Below are 19039 nucleotides of genomic sequence, written 5' to 3'. Positions count from 1 at the left end.
CAAGACCCCAATTTTTGCTTCGAAATTCCAACCCGAATGAATCAGCGTGAAAACTTGACGCTGGATCTCGCTGGTCGAGCGGTCTCCTCGAAACATATTAAAAATTTGAATAGTCATCACTTAATTGAGTGATGACCATGCAAAGACCCATGGTAGATTACAAGTGGCTGCTGCTGATGGCCGCCTGGCTGTACGGGAATGATGAGTTCGATTCAAAAACCATGTCCGAAGAACTCACGGAGATCATGTTCAACCTCACCAATAACCCCAAATGGATCGAACGTCTCCAGCCCAAGCTGGTCTCAAACGACCTGAGAAGGCTCTACATCATGGGCTTCCTCAGGAGGAGGAAGATCGAAAGAAAGTGCCGCAACAAGAAGGGGAAGGAGTACAACTGCGGTTACAAATACTTGTATCAGATAAACAACCAGGGGTGGAAATACATCGGGTTTCTCCTCAGGGAGTTCATGAAGAAGGAAGCCCCATTTTCAAAGCAGGTCATGGACGAATTCCGGGAGTTCAACGAGGAGTTAAAGGACATGAGAATCGCGGCGTGGAGGTGGCTGGCGGTTAAGTACTTTGAGGAAGGAAAGATGGAAGCAGCAAAATCCCTACTTGCCAACACGGATGACATAATCGAGAGGAAGTTTGAGGGACGGGGGTACCGTCGCTTCACCGAACGCAAGAGACTCCACGAGGAAGTCATGAAGCATCGCGTGAGGGAGGTCGAGATGATCAACACGATAAACTCCCTGGAAAGGGAGGTGGAACAAAAGGATGCCCTCATCAAGAGCCTTCAAGATGAACTGGAGAAATGCAGAAAGGAGCTCGGGAGATTACAGAACTTTATCCAGACGGCACATCATCAATCCTGAAAACCCCCTGTCAAGAACGGTCTTCTTCCGGACGTAGACGTACCTCACGACGACGCTTCCGTTGATGTCGGCGGGGAGAACAAAGGAATCCATCCCACCGACGCCGTACCACTTCTTGAAGACGAGCGTGCCGTTGTCGAGGTAGCCGTAGAGCCCGAGGCCTGTCCCGGTGGCGTTGGTGAACCTGAGAACGATGGAGCCGTTCTCCGAGGCAACGGCGACGTTCGGGTGCTCAAAGCGGAATATCTTCACGTAGCCGCCGTCCGAGTACACGGGGGTGTAGTTTCCGGGATAGTCATCGGTAAACATCAGCCTTGCGAGGGTTGTATTGAAAGCTTTCCAGTTCATAAGGACTGCGTAGCCGTAGTTCAGGTTAATGTAAACATAGACGTCGGCGGTGGGGCGGCCCGAGAGGGCCACCTCGTCCAGTCTCCCCCGACCTCAACAAAGACCCGCGAGGGAATCACGAAGCGTCCACCGATGTCCACCTTGACGTCCCACCTATCCTCCCCCGGAACGGCCATCACAGAGTAGGGGCCGCCGGAGAAAATGAGGATCGATCCACGGGAGGGCACCCTGTGAAGCACCACTAGGCCGTACTCGCCCGGGGAGACCCCTGCCGTCTCCATAACCGCCCCGAACTTCATCAGGGTGTCGTAGGAGACGATGACGTAATCAACGCCGAGCTTCATCAGACCATTCTCATTCACCAGTCCCAGATAATACTTGGCCACCCACCCACTGGGGCTACCCTGTGCAACAGGAGATCTCATGGAGTAGTAGGTCACCCAGTGGCCCTGGTCCCACCATGTTAGGACGACGTCGTTGGGACTGGAGATCTCACCAAGGTAAGTCAGCGCTGACTCCCAACCGGAGGTCATGAAAGGATGAACACTCAGCGTTGTGTTCAGCCCCTGGTAGGCCGGAACTAAGGGGACGCCGATGAGGAGCAGGGAGAGGGCAGCGGAGAGCCATCCCCGTTTGTTATCAGGGATCCCCCCTGCCAGAGCACCAGCCGTATCGTGAAGGGCCACCAGCCCGATGCCGGCCATGGTGGCTACTGCGAGGGAGGATATGAAGAGGAACCGGGTCCAGACGACGGCCATCGACAGCATGACGAGTGCGGTTCCCAGAAGGAGGAAATCGGCGGGTCTGGGGCGCCTGAGGAAGCGGATGATGAAGAGCGGCACGAGAAGCCCCGAGATGCCATAGGCCTCCCACAAGTCATCGAAGGCAGTCCTCTGGGTCTCGGCTATCGGGCTCTCGGGGAAGATGCGGAGGAGGGCCCCGTTTATGACACCGTAGTACCGAACAGCCAGCCAGAGCGCCGCGGTCGTCCCGATGAGAACTACCAGAGCCCTCTGTTTTCTATCACGGACGAATCTGGAGAGGATCGCCAGGGCGATGACAGAGGCCAAGGCAAGGGGAATGGCGTATTTGAGGTACAAGAGGAGGAACAGGTCCCCGATGAACCCGAAGCGGACCCCAAGCTCCTCGGCCAGCTTGATACCGAGCCAGTGGGTTGAGCCCACCATGCCGTAGCCGAGGTGTGAGCCGAGTGAGTTGGCCAAGAGGGCACCGATGGCCAGAGAGAGCAGGAGGGCAAGCGAATCCCGTAGATATTTCTCCCTCCCGAGGAGGAAACCGCCAATCGCGAGAAACAGGGCGTTAGCGGCAACGAGTGCAAATATGGGGTAGTATGCCTGCCAGAAGGCCGCGGAAAGGCCGGCGAAGATCCCGGGCAGGAGGTAGAGGGCCAGCCGGACGTTCCTCCACCGGGGCTCCCTGAGGGAGAGGGGAACGGCGGTTCCAAGGAGAGCCGCGCTGTAGAGGAAGAGCATGTAGTTGTCGCCGCGGTAGTAGCCGGCCATCGAGCGGAAGACGTGGCCGAAGCTCACCGCCAGGAAAAACGCCGAGAGAAAGGCCTCCCTCTTACCGTATAGCCTCAGCACGGCGAGGTATGTGAACAGCACGGTCAGGACGCCGAATACAACCGGCGTTATCCTGAAGGCGTTGTAGAGCGAAACTCCGAAGGGAGAGAGGAGTTTATAGAAGTAAGCGGGCGTCATCCACAGGCCGAGGGGGTGAAACCTGGAGATCTGGTACCCGTACGGCCCTCCAGCACAGGTAATGAAGTTCACCCACTCACCCTTCTCCAGAGCGTACCTTATGTAGGCGAGGTGGAAGTATGGATCGTAGCCGAGGAGGTACTCAAAGCGCAGGGGGATGAGCCTGAAGGCGAGGGCGATAGCGGTTACGATAGGGGCTGCGAACTTGGGCTCGACGATGATGTGCAGAAAGGATTCTATTTCAGACATCCTCCGTCCCATTAAAGTCCCCTCTTACCCGGATTATCCCACAGTTCACTACCATCGTAGAGTAATAAAAGCGTTGCGCAGCCGCCACGTTTCGCACGTCCTCGTCGAGGTGGGCGAGAACCCCCGGGAGAAATTATTTCGAACCGTTTCAAAAAAATTTTGCCATAAATAAAAGCAAAGGTTTATATAGTTAAAGACACTACATGTATTTGAGGAGTGTCTCGCGGGGGAGACTGAAGCGAAAGCTTCACCCGGCTGCGGACCCGAACTGATAACGCGTCCATGATTCGTGAGGGTCGTGGATTGCATTTAATAGCGAAGGTCTGTAGAGAGTGGAACCTAACTCCAGCCTTTCCGACGGGGCACTCCTCACTTCTTCTAACGTCCTCCGAAAACATCACGTCTGGAAGAGCCTCCTGATCACCGGGTCCGGGATGATGTATTCCTTTCCCGCATGCTCCAGAAAGCCGTAGTTAACGAGCTTTTTGAGGAGCAGGTTAAGGTTCTTGTCATCGATCCCCCTGCCCTCCCGGAGTTCAAGGGCGTTCTTTATTTTGGTCCAGGAAGCAGAATCCTTCCGGGAAGTGATGCCCGCTACGATTTCCATAATAGCTCTGTACCTCGGAGAAGCCCTGTCCAGTTCCTCAAACTCCGACTGGATATATCCCTCCGCCTCAATGAGAACCTCCTGAACGGCGTCCCAGTGGGTCTTCCCATCAACCCTGCCCGCACCGTAGTGGGTTAGCCAGCCGGGTACTCCATCGAGGGCTTTGATGGCCGAGAGAATCTCCTTTGGATTAGGGGACAGTCCATACTCCTCAAAGCCCCTCTCAAGAAACTCGAAACTCTGGGACGGAGTGAATCTCACTAGGGGTATCTTGACATGGTACCTGCCGTAGAGGGGCGCTTTGTAGTTATCGAATCTAAGAAAGTTCTCAAGAACACCCACCTGCGAGCCTGTCACGATCGTGACTATGTTGGGCAGCCTGTCGTAAACCCAGGCGAGGGTTTTTGTGAAGTCCTCGTTCGCGTACCTGAAATACTGTGCCTCATCATAAGCTATTATGAGCAACTCGTTGGAGTCGTTGAGCTCCCTCAGGATATCCGGCAAAGTGTACTCCTCGTCCTTCCTGAGCTTTAGTTTGACCCCCTTAATGGTGATACCCTCAACGGAATCCGTTATTTTCGAGAGCTTCCCTTTTCGGGAATGCTTTTTAATGCTGAGAATCTCCCTCACGATCTGTCCCTGAGGGTTCTTTGAATTGGCAGTTGATATGGTCCTTGCATCAATTATTATATGGGGTATTTTGTACTTCTCGTGAAGGTCGTTCAGCGCCGCGGTGAGAAAGGTGGTTTTTCCAATCCTTCGTGGGCCGGTTATGACGAAGAAGTTCCTTCCGTTTTCGATCTTCTCAACCAGCTCCCAGTATTCCGCTTTCCTTCCGAAAACCTCATTCATTGAATCCTTTGGACGAGTGTCAAAAAGCATTAGACCCCACCTGTTTCAGGTATGGTCCTGTTGTTAATAAGGGTTGCGATTTAATGCACAACAAGGCCAGAAAAGTAGACCCCACCCGAAACAGGTAGGGTCTCACTCACCCCTCTGTATCTTCGCGTGCCCGCCGACAAGGCTCTTCCTGAGCTCGAGGTTCCTAATCTCGCACTTCTCGTCGATGATGGAGCGCCATATGGTGGAGTTTTTGATAACGGTGTTCCTGAAGATTATGGAGTCGCTGACGTCGGAGTTCTCAATGACGCAGTTCTCGCCTATGTATGCGTAGGGGCCTATCATGGAGCGGCCGAGTATTTTAGCACCGCGCTTTATGACGACAGGCGGGATTATCTTGGCGTAGGGGCTTATCTGAATCTCCTCGACGTGGCTCTCGCGCAGAAGGGTCTTGAGGGCCTCGAGATAGCTGTCGGCCGAGCCTATGTCGTACCAGTACTCGGAGAAGCGGTAGGCCTTTATCGGCTCGCCCCTCTCAAGGAGCCACTGGAGGAAGTAGCCAGGGGAATCGCGGTTGCCGTTGGAGAGGTACTCATCGATGCGCTCCATAACGGCTTTTGGAAAGACGTAGACACCGGTGCTTATGAGAGTCGAGCGCGGCTGGGCCGGCTTCTCTTCAAAAGATATTACCCTGTCACCCTCAAGAACCACCACACCGTAGCGCTTGGCCAGGTTAAGGTCGCCGACGTCGTAGACCGCTATCAGCGTCCTGCCGTCGTAGGCCCTGAGAAAGTCCGTCAGGGAGAAGGAGAAGAGGTTGTCGCCGGCAATGACGAGGTAGTCGTCGGAGCCGAGCTCCTCCACGGCCTTCTTCATGGCCCCTATCGTGCCGAGCTTCTCCTCCTCGTGGAGGGTGTCCTCCACTATAAGGCCCACGCCGTGCTTCTCGGCGTAGGGGCGGAAGTGGGCCTCAAAGAAGCGGTTGGTTGAGATGTAGGTCTCGAGCTCCAGCTCCATAACGTTCCCCAGGATGTAGTCGAGTATCACCCTGTTCCCGACGGGAAGCAGGGCCTTCGGGTTGTCCTTGGTTATGGGCCAGAGTCTGGTTGCGTAGCCGCCGGCCATTATGAGGACTTTCATTTCACACCCCCCATTTGATTATTTCCACAATCCTCGTGAGGAACTCCTCAATGTCCCCGAGGTTACTTTTTCCGTATCATATTCCAAGGGCCTCCCTCCGGTACATTTCGAGATAGCGGGAATAATCGTGGTATTCCCTCATGGTTCTCTCTTCAAAGTCACACCTGGCCCTTTCATCCCTGCTGAAGAGGAGCTCACCACCAATAACGTGAAACCTGAACTCCACGGGAGCATCGTTCAACAGTCTCACATCAAGGGGAAAGCCGGTTAACCCGGACAGCTCGTCCTCAAGCTCCATCTCGTAGAAACGGCCCGGTTTTGACCTTACGAAAACCGCAACGTCTATGTCTCTAAAAGGACGGCCTTCCAGAAAAGAACCGTGAATGTAAGCAAAGAGAACGTCCTCCCTGGACATAAGGTACGCCCTTATCCGTTCCTTAATGACATCCCGCTCCGGGATCGAGAGGTGGTACACTTCCATGAGGTTAACTTCGGTGGATGAATACAAAAAACTTTTCCCCAAAGTTTAATAGCCTGACCACATCAATAGGTTTGGTGGTGCGAATGAAGGCCCTGGTAACGGGAGGTGCGGGCTTCATAGGCTCACACCTGGTGGACAGGCTGATGGAGCTTGGCTGGGAAGTCAGGGTTCTGGACGACCTGAGTGCTGGAAGCCTGGACAATCTGAAACGATGGCTCGACAACGAGCACTTTGAATTCATTGAAGGCGACATGAGGGACCCGAAGATTGTTGAGGAGGCCGTTGATGGTGTGGAGGCAGTCTTCCACCTCGCCGCCAACCCAGAGGTTAGAATAGGCTCCCAGAGCCCTGAACTCCTTTACGAGACCAACGTGCTGATAACCTACAACCTGCTCAACGCGATGAGGGGTTCAAGCGCCAGGTACCTCGTTTTCACCTCGTCCTCAACAGTCTACGGCGACGCGTCCGTGATTCCAACGCCCGAGGACTACGCCCCGCTCGAGCCGATAAGCGTCTACGGCGGGGCGAAGCTCGCGGCTGAAGCCCTGATCAGCGGCTACGCCCACACATTCGGGTTCAGGGCCCTGATCTTCCGCCTCGCCAACATCATAGGCGAGCGCTCGAACCACGGGGTAATCTACGACTTCATAAACAAGCTCCGGAAGAACCCCGAAGAGCTCGAGATACTTGGAGATGGAACTCAGAGGAAGAGCTACCTCCACGTGAGCGACACCGTTGAGGGCATGCTCCACATCTTTGAGCACTTCAGGAAAAGCGGCAAGACGGTCGACTTCTACAACCTCGGCAACGACGACTGGATAACCGTGAGGGAGATAGCGGAGATAGTGAGCGAGGGGATGGGGCTTAATCCGACCTTCAGGTTCACCGGCGGCGTCGACGGCGGCCGCGGCTGGAAGGGAGACGTCAAGTTCATGCGCCTGAGCATAGAGAAGGCAAAGGAAACCAGCTGGAGCCCGGGGCTCAACAGCTACGAGGCTGTCAGGAGAACGGTCGGGGAGCTCCTCAGAACGGTTTGATTTCGATTCTGTTCCTCACTTTATTACCTCGTACACCTTTCTCGCCACGATGAAGGCGAAGGCGAGGAGGAGCAGGTAAGCGGAGAACTTCAGCGAGTCCTTAACGTCCCTCGGGAGGTAGAACTCGCCTATCTCAAGGGTTATCAGAATGCCGATGAGGGCAACGGTGAGGAATATCTCGGTTGATGGGCTGAGGAGGGCCGAGAGGACTATCCAGAGGGCCAGGAACAGCACGACGTTTTCCCTCATAGCCATTTTTCTATCCCACCGAGGCACTCTAGGGTTACCTTCACGTGCTCGTTCTTTCTCTCCACCGAGCGGATCCTGAGAAGTTCACCCATCCCGATGGCTATTCCCAGGAGAACCGCCGAAACAGCAGGGTCGGCGTAAACGGGACCGTCACACAGTGGTCTGGCGAAAACTTCTATCGTTCCATCCTCCCTCTCGAAGGCCTCGGCCGAACCGAGTCCCAGGGCGCTCAGGACGGAGGAGACAGCGGCGGAGGCATAGCCAATTCCAGTCCCAGAAAGCTCACCCACGTTCTCGATGGTGTACTCCACTATTCCCCAGCCGGGGGGAGGGCTTACGAGCAGGCCGCTTTCCGCCTCCGGGCCGGTCACGAAAACGCTCTCACCATCGAGCCTTCCAAGGGAGAGGCGGAAGTCGTCAGTGCTCGGGAGGAACACGCCGCCGGAGGGCAGGTTCTCGTAGGAGGGAATTACCACGGGGGAACCCATTAGATTCAAACTGCGCCGGAGGTTTTCCAGGAAAGCGCAGGAGGGCTCAACGGCCAGAAGGAGGGCCTCTTTCTTCACCTCACTCCCGAGGGGCAGTGCAGCGAGAACCAGGCCGAGCACTATGGCGCCGAGGCCAAGATTAACAACGGCCGTGTTTCCAGAGATCCCTCCGTAGTACCATAGTACAATCCCCGTTATTGCTAGAGCACTCCCAGCGAGGCGTCCCATTTTAACACCTTCGATGAATAAACTTAAAAGGTTTTTATGCCTTATGGATGTGATGGCGATGAGGAGGGTTCCACCTTTAATAATCCTTATTCTAATCATAGGCTCCCTTCCTCCCGCGGCTGGAACGGCCGTGTCCGAACCGGTTCAGCGAGACGTTTTTTTGCATAACTACTTCTCGAAGGTTCTCATCAGGTTTGAGTACTCCCTCAAGTACGCCCTTCTTAACGAGAGCTACGGCCTAAAGCTAGCCAACCTGACCCTCAACGAGCTTGATCTCATAAACCAGGAAAGCCTGTATTACCGGGAGAGAGGAGTGAACTCGACGGTAATGGTCGTAATACCGCCATTCCACGAGTTCGCCCAGGATCTCCTCGTCCTGACCCATCTCACCCTGGAGTTCCACAGGAACCCTTCCCCTGAGCTCGCCGCCGGAATCCTGGGAACGGTGGACGATATGGAGAAAGAGCTCGACGCCATAGCTCTTCTGAAGCTCCGCAACGGAACGAAGATCCTCACCTTCAACACGAAGGGTGTCAGAGAGGAGCTGGAGAAGATAAGAAAGCTCGCCTCATCCGCCCCACCGGGTGGGGGTTTCCTGATAGGCGTCTCGACCGACGAACCCATACTCCACCAGACCGTCACGATATTCGGCTCCTGTCCCGGCAACGACACCGTAACGATAGTGATAGAGGGCGGGAACTCCGCTGTGTTGCTGCCGGTGACGCCCTCGAACGGGTTCTTCTCAAAGAGCTACCGCTTCAGCGAGATTGGAACGTACAGAATACACGCGACTCAGGGGGGGAACATCTCGAACACCGTGGAAGTAAGGGTGAGGAAGATCCCGACGAGGTTCATCGTCGATGATGTCTACAGCTCGCTCATCAACCACACCGTCACGCTCTCCGGAAGGCTCGTGGACTACTACGGCGAGTACCTGAGGGGCAGGAGGATAAAGATTGGAAACGAGACCCTGGAAACCGGCCCGGACGGCGGCTTCTCCTGGGAGTACTTCTCACCCGTGGCGAGGGAGTTCAGCGTCGTCATTAGCTTCGTCGGAGATGAAGAGCACGAGGGGACGTCCAAGAGGGTAAGGATCGTGTTCTCAAAGTATCCCGTTTCCATAACCCTGACTGGTCCATCAAAAATCACACTGGGGAAAACGGCCACCTTTAGAGGAACCCTCGAACCGGAAATACCGGCCACGCTGGTGGTGTACGTGAATGGGGTGGAGCACTCCCGAATAGAGTCCCAGGGAGGCAGCTTCACATTCACGCTGAAGCCTGACCAGACGGGGGAGTTCGAGGTGTACGTGAGATTCCCCGGCAGCGAGAGGTACGGCGAGGCCGAGTCGAACACCATCACCCTCACCGTGGTTCCGCCTGAGAGCTCGTGGCCCAGGTACGCCGCGATAGCGGTTCTTGGGATCCTGCTGGCGGCCGGGACGGCGGTGCTGAGGAGGCGCGGGGAAGGAAATGCGCCCTCCCCGGAGGAGTCTGAGGAAATCCCCGCTAAGAGAGCGTTCGTGACGGCAGGAAAGAGGATCGAGGTGCCGGAGGACGTCGGTGGAGCGTACACCCTGCTGAGGAAACTGCTGGCGGAGAGGCTCGGCGTGGGGGAGAACCTCACTCCGAGGGAGGCGCTGAGGGCCCTCGGCGGGTGGGAACTCTACCCGGAGCTGGAGAGGGTAACGCTATTGCACGAGAAGGTGGTCTACGGTGAGATGCCCCTGAGCGGGGAGGAGCTGGTGGAGTTCAGGGAGAACATCGAGAGGCTCGTGAGGGGGCTTGAGAGATGAACAGGACAGTCAAGTACCTCACACTCCTCCTCCTTCTCTTCGCCCTCATCACGATGCCCCTAACCATACCCGTCTTCAAAAGCTCGACCCAGTACAGCATCTTCAATGAGAACTGGGACGGGACTTCCAAGTTCGCGAGGCTGGCCGGTTCCATGGGCAGGGAAATCGTCCCGGTCTTCGAGTCCTTCGACATCGCCAACATCAGCGGGAGGAGCGGCGTGCTCCTTATAATCGGACCCAACATGACGTTCACCGACGCAGAAGTGGCACAGATAAGGGAGTTCCTCGAGAGGGGCAACACCGTCCTGATAGCGGACGACTTCGGGACGGGGAACGATATCCTCCGCGCACTCAAGCTGCCGGTTGGAATATCCAAGTATCCCCTCAGGGACTTCTTCTATGAGACCGACGACAGGCTCATCGTCGCTGTCAGGATAGAGAACCCCCCCCTTGCAAGGAACGTGAGCAGGATCGTCACCAACGAGCCCTCCGGAATAATAGTGACCAGAAAGGGAGAAGCCTACGCCAGCAGGGTCGCAATGATAAACCTGCACAGGAGAATGTTCCCGATAATGACCGAGGTATCCTACGAAAAGGGCAGGGTCATCGTGCTCTCAGACCCCGACGTTCTCGCCAACATGCAGTTCGGGGACAACGAGCAGTTCCTGCGCAACCTCGTGGACTACCTCGGTGGGGGAACCTTCTACTTCGACGAGGCCCACCACCCGGACTTCAACCTCTACACGGTTGGAACCGTCACGGTGACGCGTGTCCTGCCCAGGGACAGGGCAGTAAAGCTGATACTGGCCGTAGCGGCGCTCCTTCTCGTGAGGGAGCTGGGGCTGTTCAGCGCGCTTGGAAGGCTTATCCGCAGGCTCATCTCACGCTTCTTTGGGAGAAAGATGGGCGTTGAGGAGCTCGCCCTGGCCTTCGCCCGGGAGCGGGGCTGGGACGAGGGAGAGGTACTGGAAATGCTGAGGAGAATGGGTGGTTGACATGATACTGGAGAAGATAAAGGGAGAGGTCGGAAAGGCCCTCGTGGGAATGGACGAGATAGTCGAGCTGATGACGACAGCCCTGATAGCCAACGGACACATACTCCTGGAGGGAGTTCCAGGGATAGCTAAGACGACCCTGAGCAAGAACTTTGCCAACACCCTCGGACTGAAGTTCTCCAGGATACAGATGACCCCCGACCTGCTTCCAGCGGATATAATCGGCCACACCTTCTACGACATGCGCTCCGGGCAGTTCAAGCTGAGGAAGGGGCCGATATTCGCCAACGTGGTCCTGGTGGACGAGATAAACAGGGCCTCACCCAAGACCCAGTCGGCGCTGCTGGAGGCAATGGAAGAGAGACAGGTGACGATAGAGGGCCTGCCCCTCAAGCTGCCCGAGCCCTTCATAGTCCTGGCCACCCGCAATCCAGTCGAGATGGAGGGCGTCTACGAGCTCCCAACCGCCCAGGTGGACCGTTTCATGATGAAGATAGACATGACGTACCTCCCGGAGGAGAGCGAGAAGGCAATGCTCAGGAGAAAAAGCCTCGGCCAGTTCACAGAGGCCCAGCAGGTCGTCCTAGGCAGCGAGATAGCGAGCGCAAGGAAAGAATCCCTCGCGGTCAGGGTGAGCGATGCTATCATCGACTACATCTACGAGATAGTGAAGGAAACCAGGCTGGACGAGAGGGTTATCCTCGGCGCCTCCCCTAGGGCCGGTGAGCACCTCCTGTATGCCTCGAAGGTCAAGGCCTACCTGGAGGGCAGGGACTACGTGATTCCAGACGACGTGAAGTGGCTCGCCGTCCCGGTGATAGCCCACAGGATAGTGGTGAAGCCAGAATACGAGGTCGAGGGGGTAGATGGAAAGGGCATAGTGAGGGACGTCCTTGAGAGGGTAGAGGTGCCGACGGAATGAAGCGCGCCGAGATCCTGCTGTCCCTAGCGGGAGTCGTTTCAGCCACGGCATACCTCATGGGGAACCCCGCCGTTGCCCTGGTGGGAGCGGCGGTGATGGCCCACTACTCGATGGCCAGGGCCGGCTTCCGCCCCAGCGTGAGGGTCAGGAGGGAGGTGCCGGAAAGGGGAACGGAGAGGGAGCCGGTCAAGGCTTCCCTCACCGTGGAGAACCTGGCCTCCATGGACGGGAGGGTGAGTATAAGGGAGACCTCCGGAAAGGTCTTTGCGAGGGAGCTGACGGTCGAAATAGGACCGCTCGAGAGAAAGCGCCTCGAGCAGACCCTCGTACCCCTCTCGAAGGGCCGCGTGAATCTCAGGGCGGAGGCGGTCTTCGAGGACGGGCTGGGGCTCTTCAGGAAAACCTTCCCCGTGGAGGGAAGGGACGAGATTACCGTCTTCCCGTCACCGCTGGGCATAAGGGAGGCAATGAGGGAGAGGCACCAGATCAGTGCCCTCTCCGAAACCGAGAAGGCCCTCGGGATAGGCGCCGAGACCCTCGAGTTCGAGGAGCTCAGGGAGTTCCTGCCCGGGGACGACATAACCAGGATAGACTGGAAGGCCACCTCAAGACTCCAGGAGGTCGTGGTCAGGGTGTTCAGGAGGGAAACGCTGGCGGACGTCTACGTGCTGATAAACGTGGACGGGAAGTTCAGGAGGGAGATGCGCACCGGCAAGGTGGACTACCTGGTGCTCATACTGGCCCAGCTCATCGCCTACTTCAGGAGGTTCGGCCACGCTGTGAGGGTGGTGGCCTACGACGACTCCGGCATAGTGAGGTTTTCTCACTCCAGCGACCCCCTGGCGGTTCTGGAGGAGCTCGAGCTGAAGGGGGAGGTAGGACTTCCGCCCCTCCGGCCCTCCCGGCTCGCGGGGGAATCAGCGCTCGGGAGGATAGTCCGAAAAATCAGGAGCGGTTCAAGCAACTCAGGAGTGCTCAAGGCCGCGATGAAGCCCGGAACCGGCTCGTACGTCATCATAATAGACGACCTCGGGCTCCACCCGATGGAGATAGTCAAGGCCGCGAGGGTGCTGGCCAGGAGGGGCTCCCAGGCGGTCCTTCTCTACCCCAACCCGGTTCTCTTCATCGACCGCTCCTCCCTTGACGAGAAGACCCTCGAGACGGCCTACAAAGCCTACTGCGAGAGAAAGATGCTGGCGAGAAAGGTCTCCGGCTGGATCAAGGTCATCGAGGTCGGTCCGAAAGACCTGCTCCCGAGGGTGGTGAAGAGGCTATGATGGGACTAGTGGCTCCCCTTCTGGCTGGCATAGCGCTCAAGAACCCGGTCTTCGCCCTGGCCGCCGTCCCGTACCTCCTGAGGACGAGGGGACGGAATGCCTCGCTCGTGGCGTTCTACGCCTACGCCCTCGCACTTGCCCTCACCGTCAAGGGCGGTTCGATATACGAGTGGGACGGCCTCAAAACGGCCGTCCTGGCGTCAGCCTCAACGTTTCTGCTCCTCGACGAGGTGCTGGGAGGGGTGAACCTTGGAAGGGACAGGCTGGCGGTGACGGCGCTCCTCCTCGCCTCGGCCGTCAGCGATCTGCTCCTCGTTCCCGCGATGGTCGGCGCGGTAATGTACTCAGCCTGGTCCCGCTTTGGGAGAACCTCCCTCTACCTTATCGCCTGGCTCGCGGGATCCGCGGGCTTCCTGTACCTGCTGAGGGAAAGGCTCTCCGATCCCGTCGTCCAGTCATTCGTCATAATCGGCCTCGGGATAGCGTTCCTCCTGGCGGCGGAGAGGAACGACGTGGAGTTCATCGAGGTGGGCGTGCGTGAGGAGAAGTGAGGGCTTTCTGATCTTCTCCCTCGCACTTACGGGGGCGCTGTTCGCCATTACCAGGACTCCCCCGGTCCTTTATTTTGGCCTAATTTACGCCATCATCACATTCACAATTCGAGAAAGACTTGAGCCAAGAGAGCCTTCCTGGAAGGATCCGGTCATCTGGACTGGTGCATTCCTGGTTGGGATTTCACCAGTGTTCATGATATTCAAATGGGGCCCAGACCCCAGCCCCTCGACTTTTCAGGCCCTCCTTCTTATTGGGGTGTCCATCATTCTGTTCAAAGTTAGAACTGTAATAATTCCAATTTCAGTTGCCGGCATTGAAGTAGCCCTTGCCGCTCTCACCAGGTCAGACATCGGTGTCAATATCCTCGACAGATCCAGCAACCTCTTCGTCGATGCGACCTCCCATCTCGTCAGAGGGCTGATATACCTCTTCGACGTCCCCATAGCCATGAACGGCAATGTGGCGGTGGTCCGGAACAGCGTTGTCATAATAGGCTCCGGCTGCTCCGGACTGGACGCGTTCGTTCTCTACCTCCTGGCCTCGCTCCTCCTGATTTACCTCCGGAAGTCCAGGGGAAGGGAGGCGGCACTCCTTCTCCTCGGCGCCCTCGGGATAATACCCCTCAACGCGGTGAGGATATTCACCCTGCTCGTCATAGGCTACCACAGCGGCATTTCTTTCCTTGAGCTGTTCCACTCACATTTAGGTGACTTAATGTTCGTTGCCTACGTTTTTCTTTACTGGTGGTGGGTCATTAAACATAGAGGCAAAGAATCGTCAGACAAGAATTAAAAGGAAAAGGCCGGGAGTCACTGCCTCCTGAAGAACCAGACTGCACCAAGCACGAGGAGGAAGGTCAAGGCGGCCATTGCCACGTTATTGCTGAAGAAGGGGACTTGAGATATGTTGATATCAGCATAATAGTCCACATACCCATCCTTCACTTCATTCCAAGTGTTTCCGCTAACGTCAGTCATAGCATCAAGCACATCACTCACTCCAATAATATCCCAAGCATCACCGCTAGGATTTACCCTTACCACTGCAAGTTCAACCCTAATTGTTGATGGATTTCCGAGTTCACTTTTCAGGATTTTTACCTCAACTGCATTGTAGGTAGTTGAAGCGACGAACTCATCGCTAGAAGTTGAGACGTCATCCCATGAGGTGTCCACTAAGTCTAGGGGAGAGCCACTATCCCACACAGGAGTTCCGTCTCCATAAACCGGCTGGTTATTTTGAACACTGCTGCTGGATAGGTCTATCAACAACTGATATTCCCAGTTAGCATTTCCATTCTGCGCAACTTGGGTTTCAGACAGGTAACCAAAGTAAGTTCCACCGGATCCTATACTTTGATCAGTGTCAATAGTTATCATAATTCCGGGGGCACCATCTTGGCCAACAACGTCAAGGTTATTGAATTTAATGAGGAAGTATATGTACTGTTCATCCGCTGTAACCCTGAACTCCGTTATATCAACTCGTGGATCTGGAGTGGACCAATCAGTCCTCTCATCACTCTCATTATCTTTCCATACCCACTCGCCAACACTACTGTAGAGTTGCCAAGTATTTATTGCCTGCGTGCCTGTGTCAGCCAGCCAGTCGGCTGGGTCCCCATCAACCGTTACTGAATGTGCACTCACCATTCTCATCATTCCACCGAGCATCAACAGACCCACAAACAGGGCGATTATCCTCCTCATCTTGAACTCCCCCGGGGATTACTCACATACTCGGGTTCACAGCGAACCCGCTATGGGTTGGGACTTTTCCAACACTTTGAGTATTGCACACAACGGGTATAAATACCTTTTGGCGTATTACACCCATTCTTGGACAGTCATCATAACCCCCAAAGGTAATAACTGACAAAAAGGAATCTCAGGCAGAAATAGAACAAAGAACCTCTACAACGCCCCCGTGGAAACCGTTTTAAACTTTCCATCCCACTCTACCGAGGTGATGGAATGAATCCAAAGAAGTACTGGGATTTGCTCACAATCATTGTCCTCTCAATCATCCTTGATGTGCTCATATTCTACGCCCCAGACAGTCTTCTGAGAAAATTCCTTGGATTGACATTCGTCCTCTTCTTCCCGGGCTACGTCTTCATAACGGCCCTCTTCCCCAACAGGCCAGAGCTTGACAACCTTGAGAGGTTGGCTCTAAGCTTTGGCCTGAGCATAGCGATAGTCCCCCTCATTGGCCTCGGCCTCAACTACACCCCCTGGGGAATAAGGCTCATTCCAATACTCGTCAGCCTCACAATATTTAACATCGCCTTTGCCACCATAGCCATCTACCGCAGGGCAAAGGCCTTCGAACCCTGGGTCCCCTGGATAACCCTTGAGAGAATAAAGGACGAGCTCGAGTGGGAGAGCTCAAGCAGGCTTGACAAAGCGCTGACCGTTATCCTGATAATAGCGATAATAACCTCAATCGGAACCCTCGGCTACGTGGTAACCCACCCCAAGCCGGGTGAGGCGTTCACCGAGTTCTACATTCTGGGGCCCGATGGGATAGCGGACAACTACCCGACCGAGCTGAAGGCGGGGCAGAACGGAACCGTCATAATCGGAATAGTGAACCACGAGCACCGCAACGTGACCTACTACGTCCAGATATGGCAGGTCAACCTGACCTGGGACAACAGAACGAACACAACGGTGATACACGAGATGTACCCCATGCCGGGCTGGTTCAACGTGACCCTCCCGTCGATCCCCGTGAACATCGAGGGCAACTGGACGCCCCAGTTCGAGACCAACTACACCTTCAGCATAGACAAGCCGGGCAGGTGGCAGGTGTGGTTCCTCCTCTTCAAGGACGATGAACCCGAGCTCCCCCCAGCCCCCGCGGACGGGAACTACGCGGAAACCGAAGCCAGGAACCTCATACTGGAAGCCATAAACGGGACGGTACAGAGTCTCAAGCTTAACGTTGATGTGAAACCGTGAATCAGCCCTTTTCTATTATCGTTATCCTGTCGCCGGGACTGAAGCCGTTGCCGTCGGAGGAATCGAACTTCAGACCGGGCCAGACGTCATCGTCCGCCTCCTTCCACAGGCCAACGATGTAGTGAACATCGGAGTAATCACCCCTGATCCTCGGATAAACTTCATTCACGAAGTACCAGACCCCTGCTATCGTGGAGTCCACGTTCGTGCCCACGATAGCAAGGATGGGCGTGCCCTGAAGGTTCTCGACGGCCTGAATAACAAAATATCCCTCCCTCACATTCCACCAGTTCTCAGGGGCCTCAGGGAGAGGATAGCTGTGCGTAGGAGTAGAAACCCCCTCCGGCCCGATGGAAACAGGCAAAGAGCCAGAGCGCTCAAGAAGAGCTGTGCAGTCATTCGAACCAGCCCCAATGAGTATAAGGGGAGTGTCTGAATCCAGAAGGTAGCTACATTCTGCATCGTTCATCAGAGACAGGGAGTACACCCCCCTTAAAATCTGCACAGAGTACCTAGTTTCCGCTTCCCTGTCAGGCGAGTCGGAGCCAGAGGTCCTGAGGGAGAAAAATGAGCGGCCGGTCAGAGACCCCAGCGTGGACGTTGAGTACCACGACCGGTAAACCCTGAAATCGTCGGAGGAGAGAACAAGGTAAGGATAGCCGGAGTCCCACGTGGTGGTTTTGGTTTCCGGGGAAACCGCGCGGAAGAAGTTTAGCAGCACGAAACTCCTGAAATCCGAGGCGTCACCCCACGCGACGATTCCATCGTTCTTCAGATGGTAAAGGGACACGTCCAGGATCTCGTCGGTAATCACCGCATCGTAGGTATAGAACGCCGACGGCCTAGCCACGTTCATGACGCTGATGAATATCAGGGAAGCCAGGAGAATCGTCAGCCCAATTCCCGAAAACTTCGCCGAAAATGAGTCGAGCTCCCCCAAAAGATGCCGGAGATCCTCGTGGATTATCCTGGCCACAAGGGGGGCACCAAAGACCGGAAAGTACTGGAGAACCCTGACGAGCCAGTTGCTGAAGCCCCAGCCCCCCGCTGTCTTCGGCATGATGAACGAGATCGCAAGCATCGCACCTCCGATCAGCATCCACAAAACCGCCAGGATCTCCAGGGTCTGGAGTTTTCCGCTGCGAATCCGATCGAGGAGGGAATACACAAGCATGAAGCCAAAAAAGATGTTTCCAAGCTGAAAGAACACGAAGGCCAGCAGAGACCCCCGGTAAACAGCGCTGTAAACGGCCGAGTTCAGCAGGAACTGGAGATATACCGCGACGCCCCATGCCAACGCGGCTAGGAGCAGGATAGGGACGAAGAACCTGTTCACCATCCCAACGAGGAAGCCCCAGGCTCTCACAAGCGACCCTCTCCTCTGGCGAAGGAACGAAACCACCAACCACACAAAAGCAACAGTTAGAAGATAACCCCCGACCGCAAGGAGCTTAAAAAGCCCCTGTGACAGGTGGAGGGCACTCACGAGCCTCATGTTCTCCACGATCCAGATGACTGCACCCACCATTCTGCCATACGGGGGAAACCAAAGGATCGTGAGCAATCCAGCGAGCGAAGATAGAGAGGCAAGTAGAAAATTCCTCCTCCATAATCCGTCGGAGAGGTCCCCTGACAGCAATATGTACACCGTGTAGAGCATCAACAGCACAGAGAAGAAAACAAAGGAGAGTATATGGATCAAAGCCATGAAAACGAACAGAAGCGGCAGCACGACGAAGTCAGCATCCCGAATTTCCCTGTGGCTGCCCAGATAGTAAGCGGTAACAAGGAGTCCCCATAGTAGTCCAAGCTGCTGGGGTCTCACCTCCAGCCCGGACCAGATGTAGTAGCTCGAAAGGAAGAGCACAAGGGTCGACAGTATCGACACCTCCCTTGAGATGCCAACCCTGCGATAGAACCAGTAAACAACGGGGACGTACACAACAAACACAGCAAGTGAAAACGCGATGACGAGCTGCAGGGGCTCCAAACGTAAGGTATGGAATATCCCCATCAGGAGGAATGGGAGGACAAAGCCAGAGAACGGCCACTTCCTGTAGAAATACACATCCCCCATCAGGGACATGTAATAGCTCTCATCGAACGCCGTGAAGTACCTGCCGAAACCGCAGCGTATAGAGCACCCAAGAACAAACGCGAGAAACGTCAGGAGAAGAAGCCGCCCTACCCAGCCCAGTTTACCCCACAGGATAACCGAGACCACCCCCAAAATGAAGACAAAGGTAAGAACGGCCACTTCCAACTTGCT

At 55.7% G+C, this 19039-nt stretch carries 18 protein-coding genes; 9 read left to right on the top strand and 9 right to left on the bottom strand.

From position 1 onward, the window contains the following. Positions 1 to 131 precede the first annotated feature (131 nt). Positions 132 to 875 carry a hypothetical protein gene (locus tag TIRI35C_RS00850; RefSeq protein ID WP_188201396.1) on the top strand — a complete coding sequence of 248 codons (744 nt, stop codon included), beginning with the start codon at positions 132 to 134 and terminating at the stop codon, positions 873 to 875. On the opposite strand, the gene TIRI35C_RS11225 is transcribed toward TIRI35C_RS00850, so the two are convergent. From TIRI35C_RS11225 to mntA, 5 genes are all read right to left on the bottom strand, one after another. Continuing rightward, entirely contained in the window at positions 837 to 1295 is a 459-nt protein-coding gene (locus TIRI35C_RS11225) for a hypothetical protein (RefSeq protein ID WP_343044027.1), read from the bottom strand. The genes TIRI35C_RS00850 and TIRI35C_RS11225 overlap by 39 nt on opposite strands. After that, positions 1244 to 3205, bottom strand: a complete 1962-nt coding sequence (locus TIRI35C_RS00845) for an oligosaccharyl transferase, STT3 subunit (protein WP_343044026.1) — start codon at positions 3203 to 3205, stop codon at positions 1244 to 1246. The genes TIRI35C_RS11225 and TIRI35C_RS00845 overlap by 52 nt, the downstream gene beginning before the upstream one ends. 385 nt (positions 3206 to 3590) lie before the next feature. Beyond that, positions 3591 to 4652, bottom strand: a complete 1062-nt coding sequence (locus TIRI35C_RS00840) for an AAA family ATPase (protein ID WP_246454633.1) — start codon at positions 4650 to 4652, stop codon at positions 3591 to 3593. Between the two features lie 132 nt (positions 4653 to 4784). Next, entirely contained in the window at positions 4785 to 5780 is a 996-nt protein-coding gene (locus TIRI35C_RS00835; RefSeq protein ID WP_188201394.1) for a sugar phosphate nucleotidyltransferase, read from the bottom strand. Positions 5781 to 5856: 76 nt separating this feature from the next. Then, entirely contained in the window at positions 5857 to 6261 is a 405-nt protein-coding gene (mntA, locus tag TIRI35C_RS00830) for a type VII toxin-antitoxin system MntA family adenylyltransferase antitoxin (protein ID WP_188201393.1), read from the bottom strand. Positions 6262 to 6344: 83 nt separating this feature from the next. Here mntA and TIRI35C_RS00825 point away from each other — a divergent pair, with 83 nt between their 5' ends. Continuing rightward, positions 6345 to 7298, top strand: coding sequence for an NAD-dependent epimerase/dehydratase family protein (locus TIRI35C_RS00825; protein WP_188202901.1), 954 nt, complete (start codon positions 6345 to 6347; stop codon positions 7296 to 7298). A gap of 15 nt (positions 7299 to 7313) precedes the next feature. Here TIRI35C_RS00825 and TIRI35C_RS00820 read toward each other — a convergent pair whose 3' ends face one another. Next, positions 7314 to 7553 carry a hypothetical protein gene (locus TIRI35C_RS00820; RefSeq protein WP_188201392.1) on the bottom strand — a complete coding sequence of 80 codons (240 nt, stop codon included), beginning with the start codon at positions 7551 to 7553 and terminating at the stop codon, positions 7314 to 7316. After that, positions 7544 to 8263, bottom strand: coding sequence for a hypothetical protein (locus tag TIRI35C_RS00815; protein ID WP_188201391.1), 720 nt, complete (start codon positions 8261 to 8263; stop codon positions 7544 to 7546). The genes TIRI35C_RS00820 and TIRI35C_RS00815 overlap by 10 nt, the downstream gene beginning before the upstream one ends. A gap of 52 nt (positions 8264 to 8315) precedes the next feature. Between TIRI35C_RS00815 and TIRI35C_RS00810 the strand changes: the two genes are divergently transcribed. From TIRI35C_RS00810 to TIRI35C_RS00785, 6 genes are read left to right on the top strand one after another with little or no spacing between them, the layout of a single operon-like run. After that, entirely contained in the window at positions 8316 to 10058 is a 1743-nt protein-coding gene (locus TIRI35C_RS00810) for an Ig-like domain repeat protein (protein ID WP_246454632.1), read from the top strand. Further along, a complete protein-coding gene (locus TIRI35C_RS00805; protein ID WP_188201390.1) occupies positions 10055 to 11053 on the top strand; it encodes a DUF4350 domain-containing protein in 999 nt (332 codons plus the stop codon). Before TIRI35C_RS00810 ends, TIRI35C_RS00805 begins: the two co-directional genes overlap by 4 nt. Before the next feature lies 1 nt (position 11054). Next, on the top strand, positions 11055 to 11975 hold the full coding sequence (locus TIRI35C_RS00800) for an AAA family ATPase (RefSeq protein WP_188202899.1): 921 nt from the start codon (positions 11055 to 11057) through the stop codon (positions 11973 to 11975). Then, positions 11972 to 13252, top strand: a complete 1281-nt coding sequence (locus TIRI35C_RS00795) for a DUF58 domain-containing protein (protein WP_188201389.1) — start codon at positions 11972 to 11974, stop codon at positions 13250 to 13252. Before TIRI35C_RS00800 ends, TIRI35C_RS00795 begins: the two co-directional genes overlap by 4 nt. Then, entirely contained in the window at positions 13249 to 13803 is a 555-nt protein-coding gene (locus TIRI35C_RS00790; protein ID WP_188201388.1) for a hypothetical protein, read from the top strand. The genes TIRI35C_RS00795 and TIRI35C_RS00790 overlap by 4 nt, the downstream gene beginning before the upstream one ends. Further along, positions 13790 to 14599, top strand: coding sequence for an exosortase/archaeosortase family protein (locus TIRI35C_RS00785; protein WP_188201387.1), 810 nt, complete (start codon positions 13790 to 13792; stop codon positions 14597 to 14599). Before TIRI35C_RS00790 ends, TIRI35C_RS00785 begins: the two co-directional genes overlap by 14 nt. A gap of 17 nt (positions 14600 to 14616) precedes the next feature. On the opposite strand, the gene TIRI35C_RS00780 is transcribed toward TIRI35C_RS00785, so the two are convergent. Beyond that, entirely contained in the window at positions 14617 to 15516 is a 900-nt protein-coding gene (locus tag TIRI35C_RS00780) for a hypothetical protein (RefSeq protein ID WP_188201386.1), read from the bottom strand. Between the two features lie 264 nt (positions 15517 to 15780). On the opposite strand from TIRI35C_RS00780, the gene TIRI35C_RS00775 reads away from it, so the two are divergent. Then, complete coding sequence (locus TIRI35C_RS00775) at positions 15781 to 16770, top strand: DUF1616 domain-containing protein (protein WP_188201385.1); 990 nt, start codon at positions 15781 to 15783, stop codon at positions 16768 to 16770. Position 16771: 1 nt separating this feature from the next. On the opposite strand, the gene TIRI35C_RS00770 is transcribed toward TIRI35C_RS00775, so the two are convergent. Further along, entirely contained in the window at positions 16772 to 19027 is a 2256-nt protein-coding gene (locus TIRI35C_RS00770) for a hypothetical protein (RefSeq protein WP_394354777.1), read from the bottom strand. Positions 19028 to 19039: the final 12 nt, after the last annotated feature.

The organism is Thermococcus camini (genome assembly GCF_904067545.1).
GTDB lineage: Archaea > Methanobacteriota_B > Thermococci > Thermococcales > Thermococcaceae > Thermococcus > Thermococcus camini.
Note: the sequence above shows the minus strand (reverse complement) of the source record. Positions and strands in the feature narration are given on the sequence as shown.

What these genes read in the sequence shown, in the direction of transcription:
- TIRI35C_RS00805 (WP_188201390.1), top strand. Translation starts at nt 10,055, where the DNA reads ATGAACAGGACAGTCAAGTACCTCACACTCCTCCTCCTTCTCTTCGCC.
- TIRI35C_RS00810 (WP_246454632.1), top strand. Translation starts at nt 8,316, where the DNA reads ATGGCGATGAGGAGGGTTCCACCTTTAATAATCCTTATTCTAATCATA.
- TIRI35C_RS00800 (WP_188202899.1), top strand. Translation starts at nt 11,055, where the DNA reads ATGATACTGGAGAAGATAAAGGGAGAGGTCGGAAAGGCCCTCGTGGGA.
- TIRI35C_RS00815 (WP_188201391.1), bottom strand. Translation starts at nt 8,263, where the DNA reads ATGGGACGCCTCGCTGGGAGTGCTCTAGCAATAACGGGGATTGTACTA.
- TIRI35C_RS00790 (WP_188201388.1), top strand. Translation starts at nt 13,249, where the DNA reads ATGATGGGACTAGTGGCTCCCCTTCTGGCTGGCATAGCGCTCAAGAAC.
- mntA (WP_188201393.1), bottom strand. Translation starts at nt 6,261, where the DNA reads ATGGAAGTGTACCACCTCTCGATCCCGGAGCGGGATGTCATTAAGGAA.
- TIRI35C_RS00775 (WP_188201385.1), top strand. Translation starts at nt 15,781, where the DNA reads ATGAATCCAAAGAAGTACTGGGATTTGCTCACAATCATTGTCCTCTCA.
- TIRI35C_RS00825 (WP_188202901.1), top strand. Translation starts at nt 6,345, where the DNA reads ATGAAGGCCCTGGTAACGGGAGGTGCGGGCTTCATAGGCTCACACCTG.
- TIRI35C_RS00820 (WP_188201392.1), bottom strand. Translation starts at nt 7,553, where the DNA reads ATGGCTATGAGGGAAAACGTCGTGCTGTTCCTGGCCCTCTGGATAGTC.
- TIRI35C_RS00780 (WP_188201386.1), bottom strand. Translation starts at nt 15,516, where the DNA reads ATGAGGAGGATAATCGCCCTGTTTGTGGGTCTGTTGATGCTCGGTGGA.
- TIRI35C_RS00850 (WP_188201396.1), top strand. Translation starts at nt 132, where the DNA reads ATGACCATGCAAAGACCCATGGTAGATTACAAGTGGCTGCTGCTGATG.
- TIRI35C_RS00845 (WP_343044026.1), bottom strand. Translation starts at nt 3,205, where the DNA reads ATGGGACGGAGGATGTCTGAAATAGAATCCTTTCTGCACATCATCGTC.
- TIRI35C_RS00840 (WP_246454633.1), bottom strand. Translation starts at nt 4,652, where the DNA reads ATGAATGAGGTTTTCGGAAGGAAAGCGGAATACTGGGAGCTGGTTGAG.
- TIRI35C_RS00795 (WP_188201389.1), top strand. Translation starts at nt 11,972, where the DNA reads ATGAAGCGCGCCGAGATCCTGCTGTCCCTAGCGGGAGTCGTTTCAGCC.
- TIRI35C_RS00835 (WP_188201394.1), bottom strand. Translation starts at nt 5,780, where the DNA reads ATGAAAGTCCTCATAATGGCCGGCGGCTACGCAACCAGACTCTGGCCC.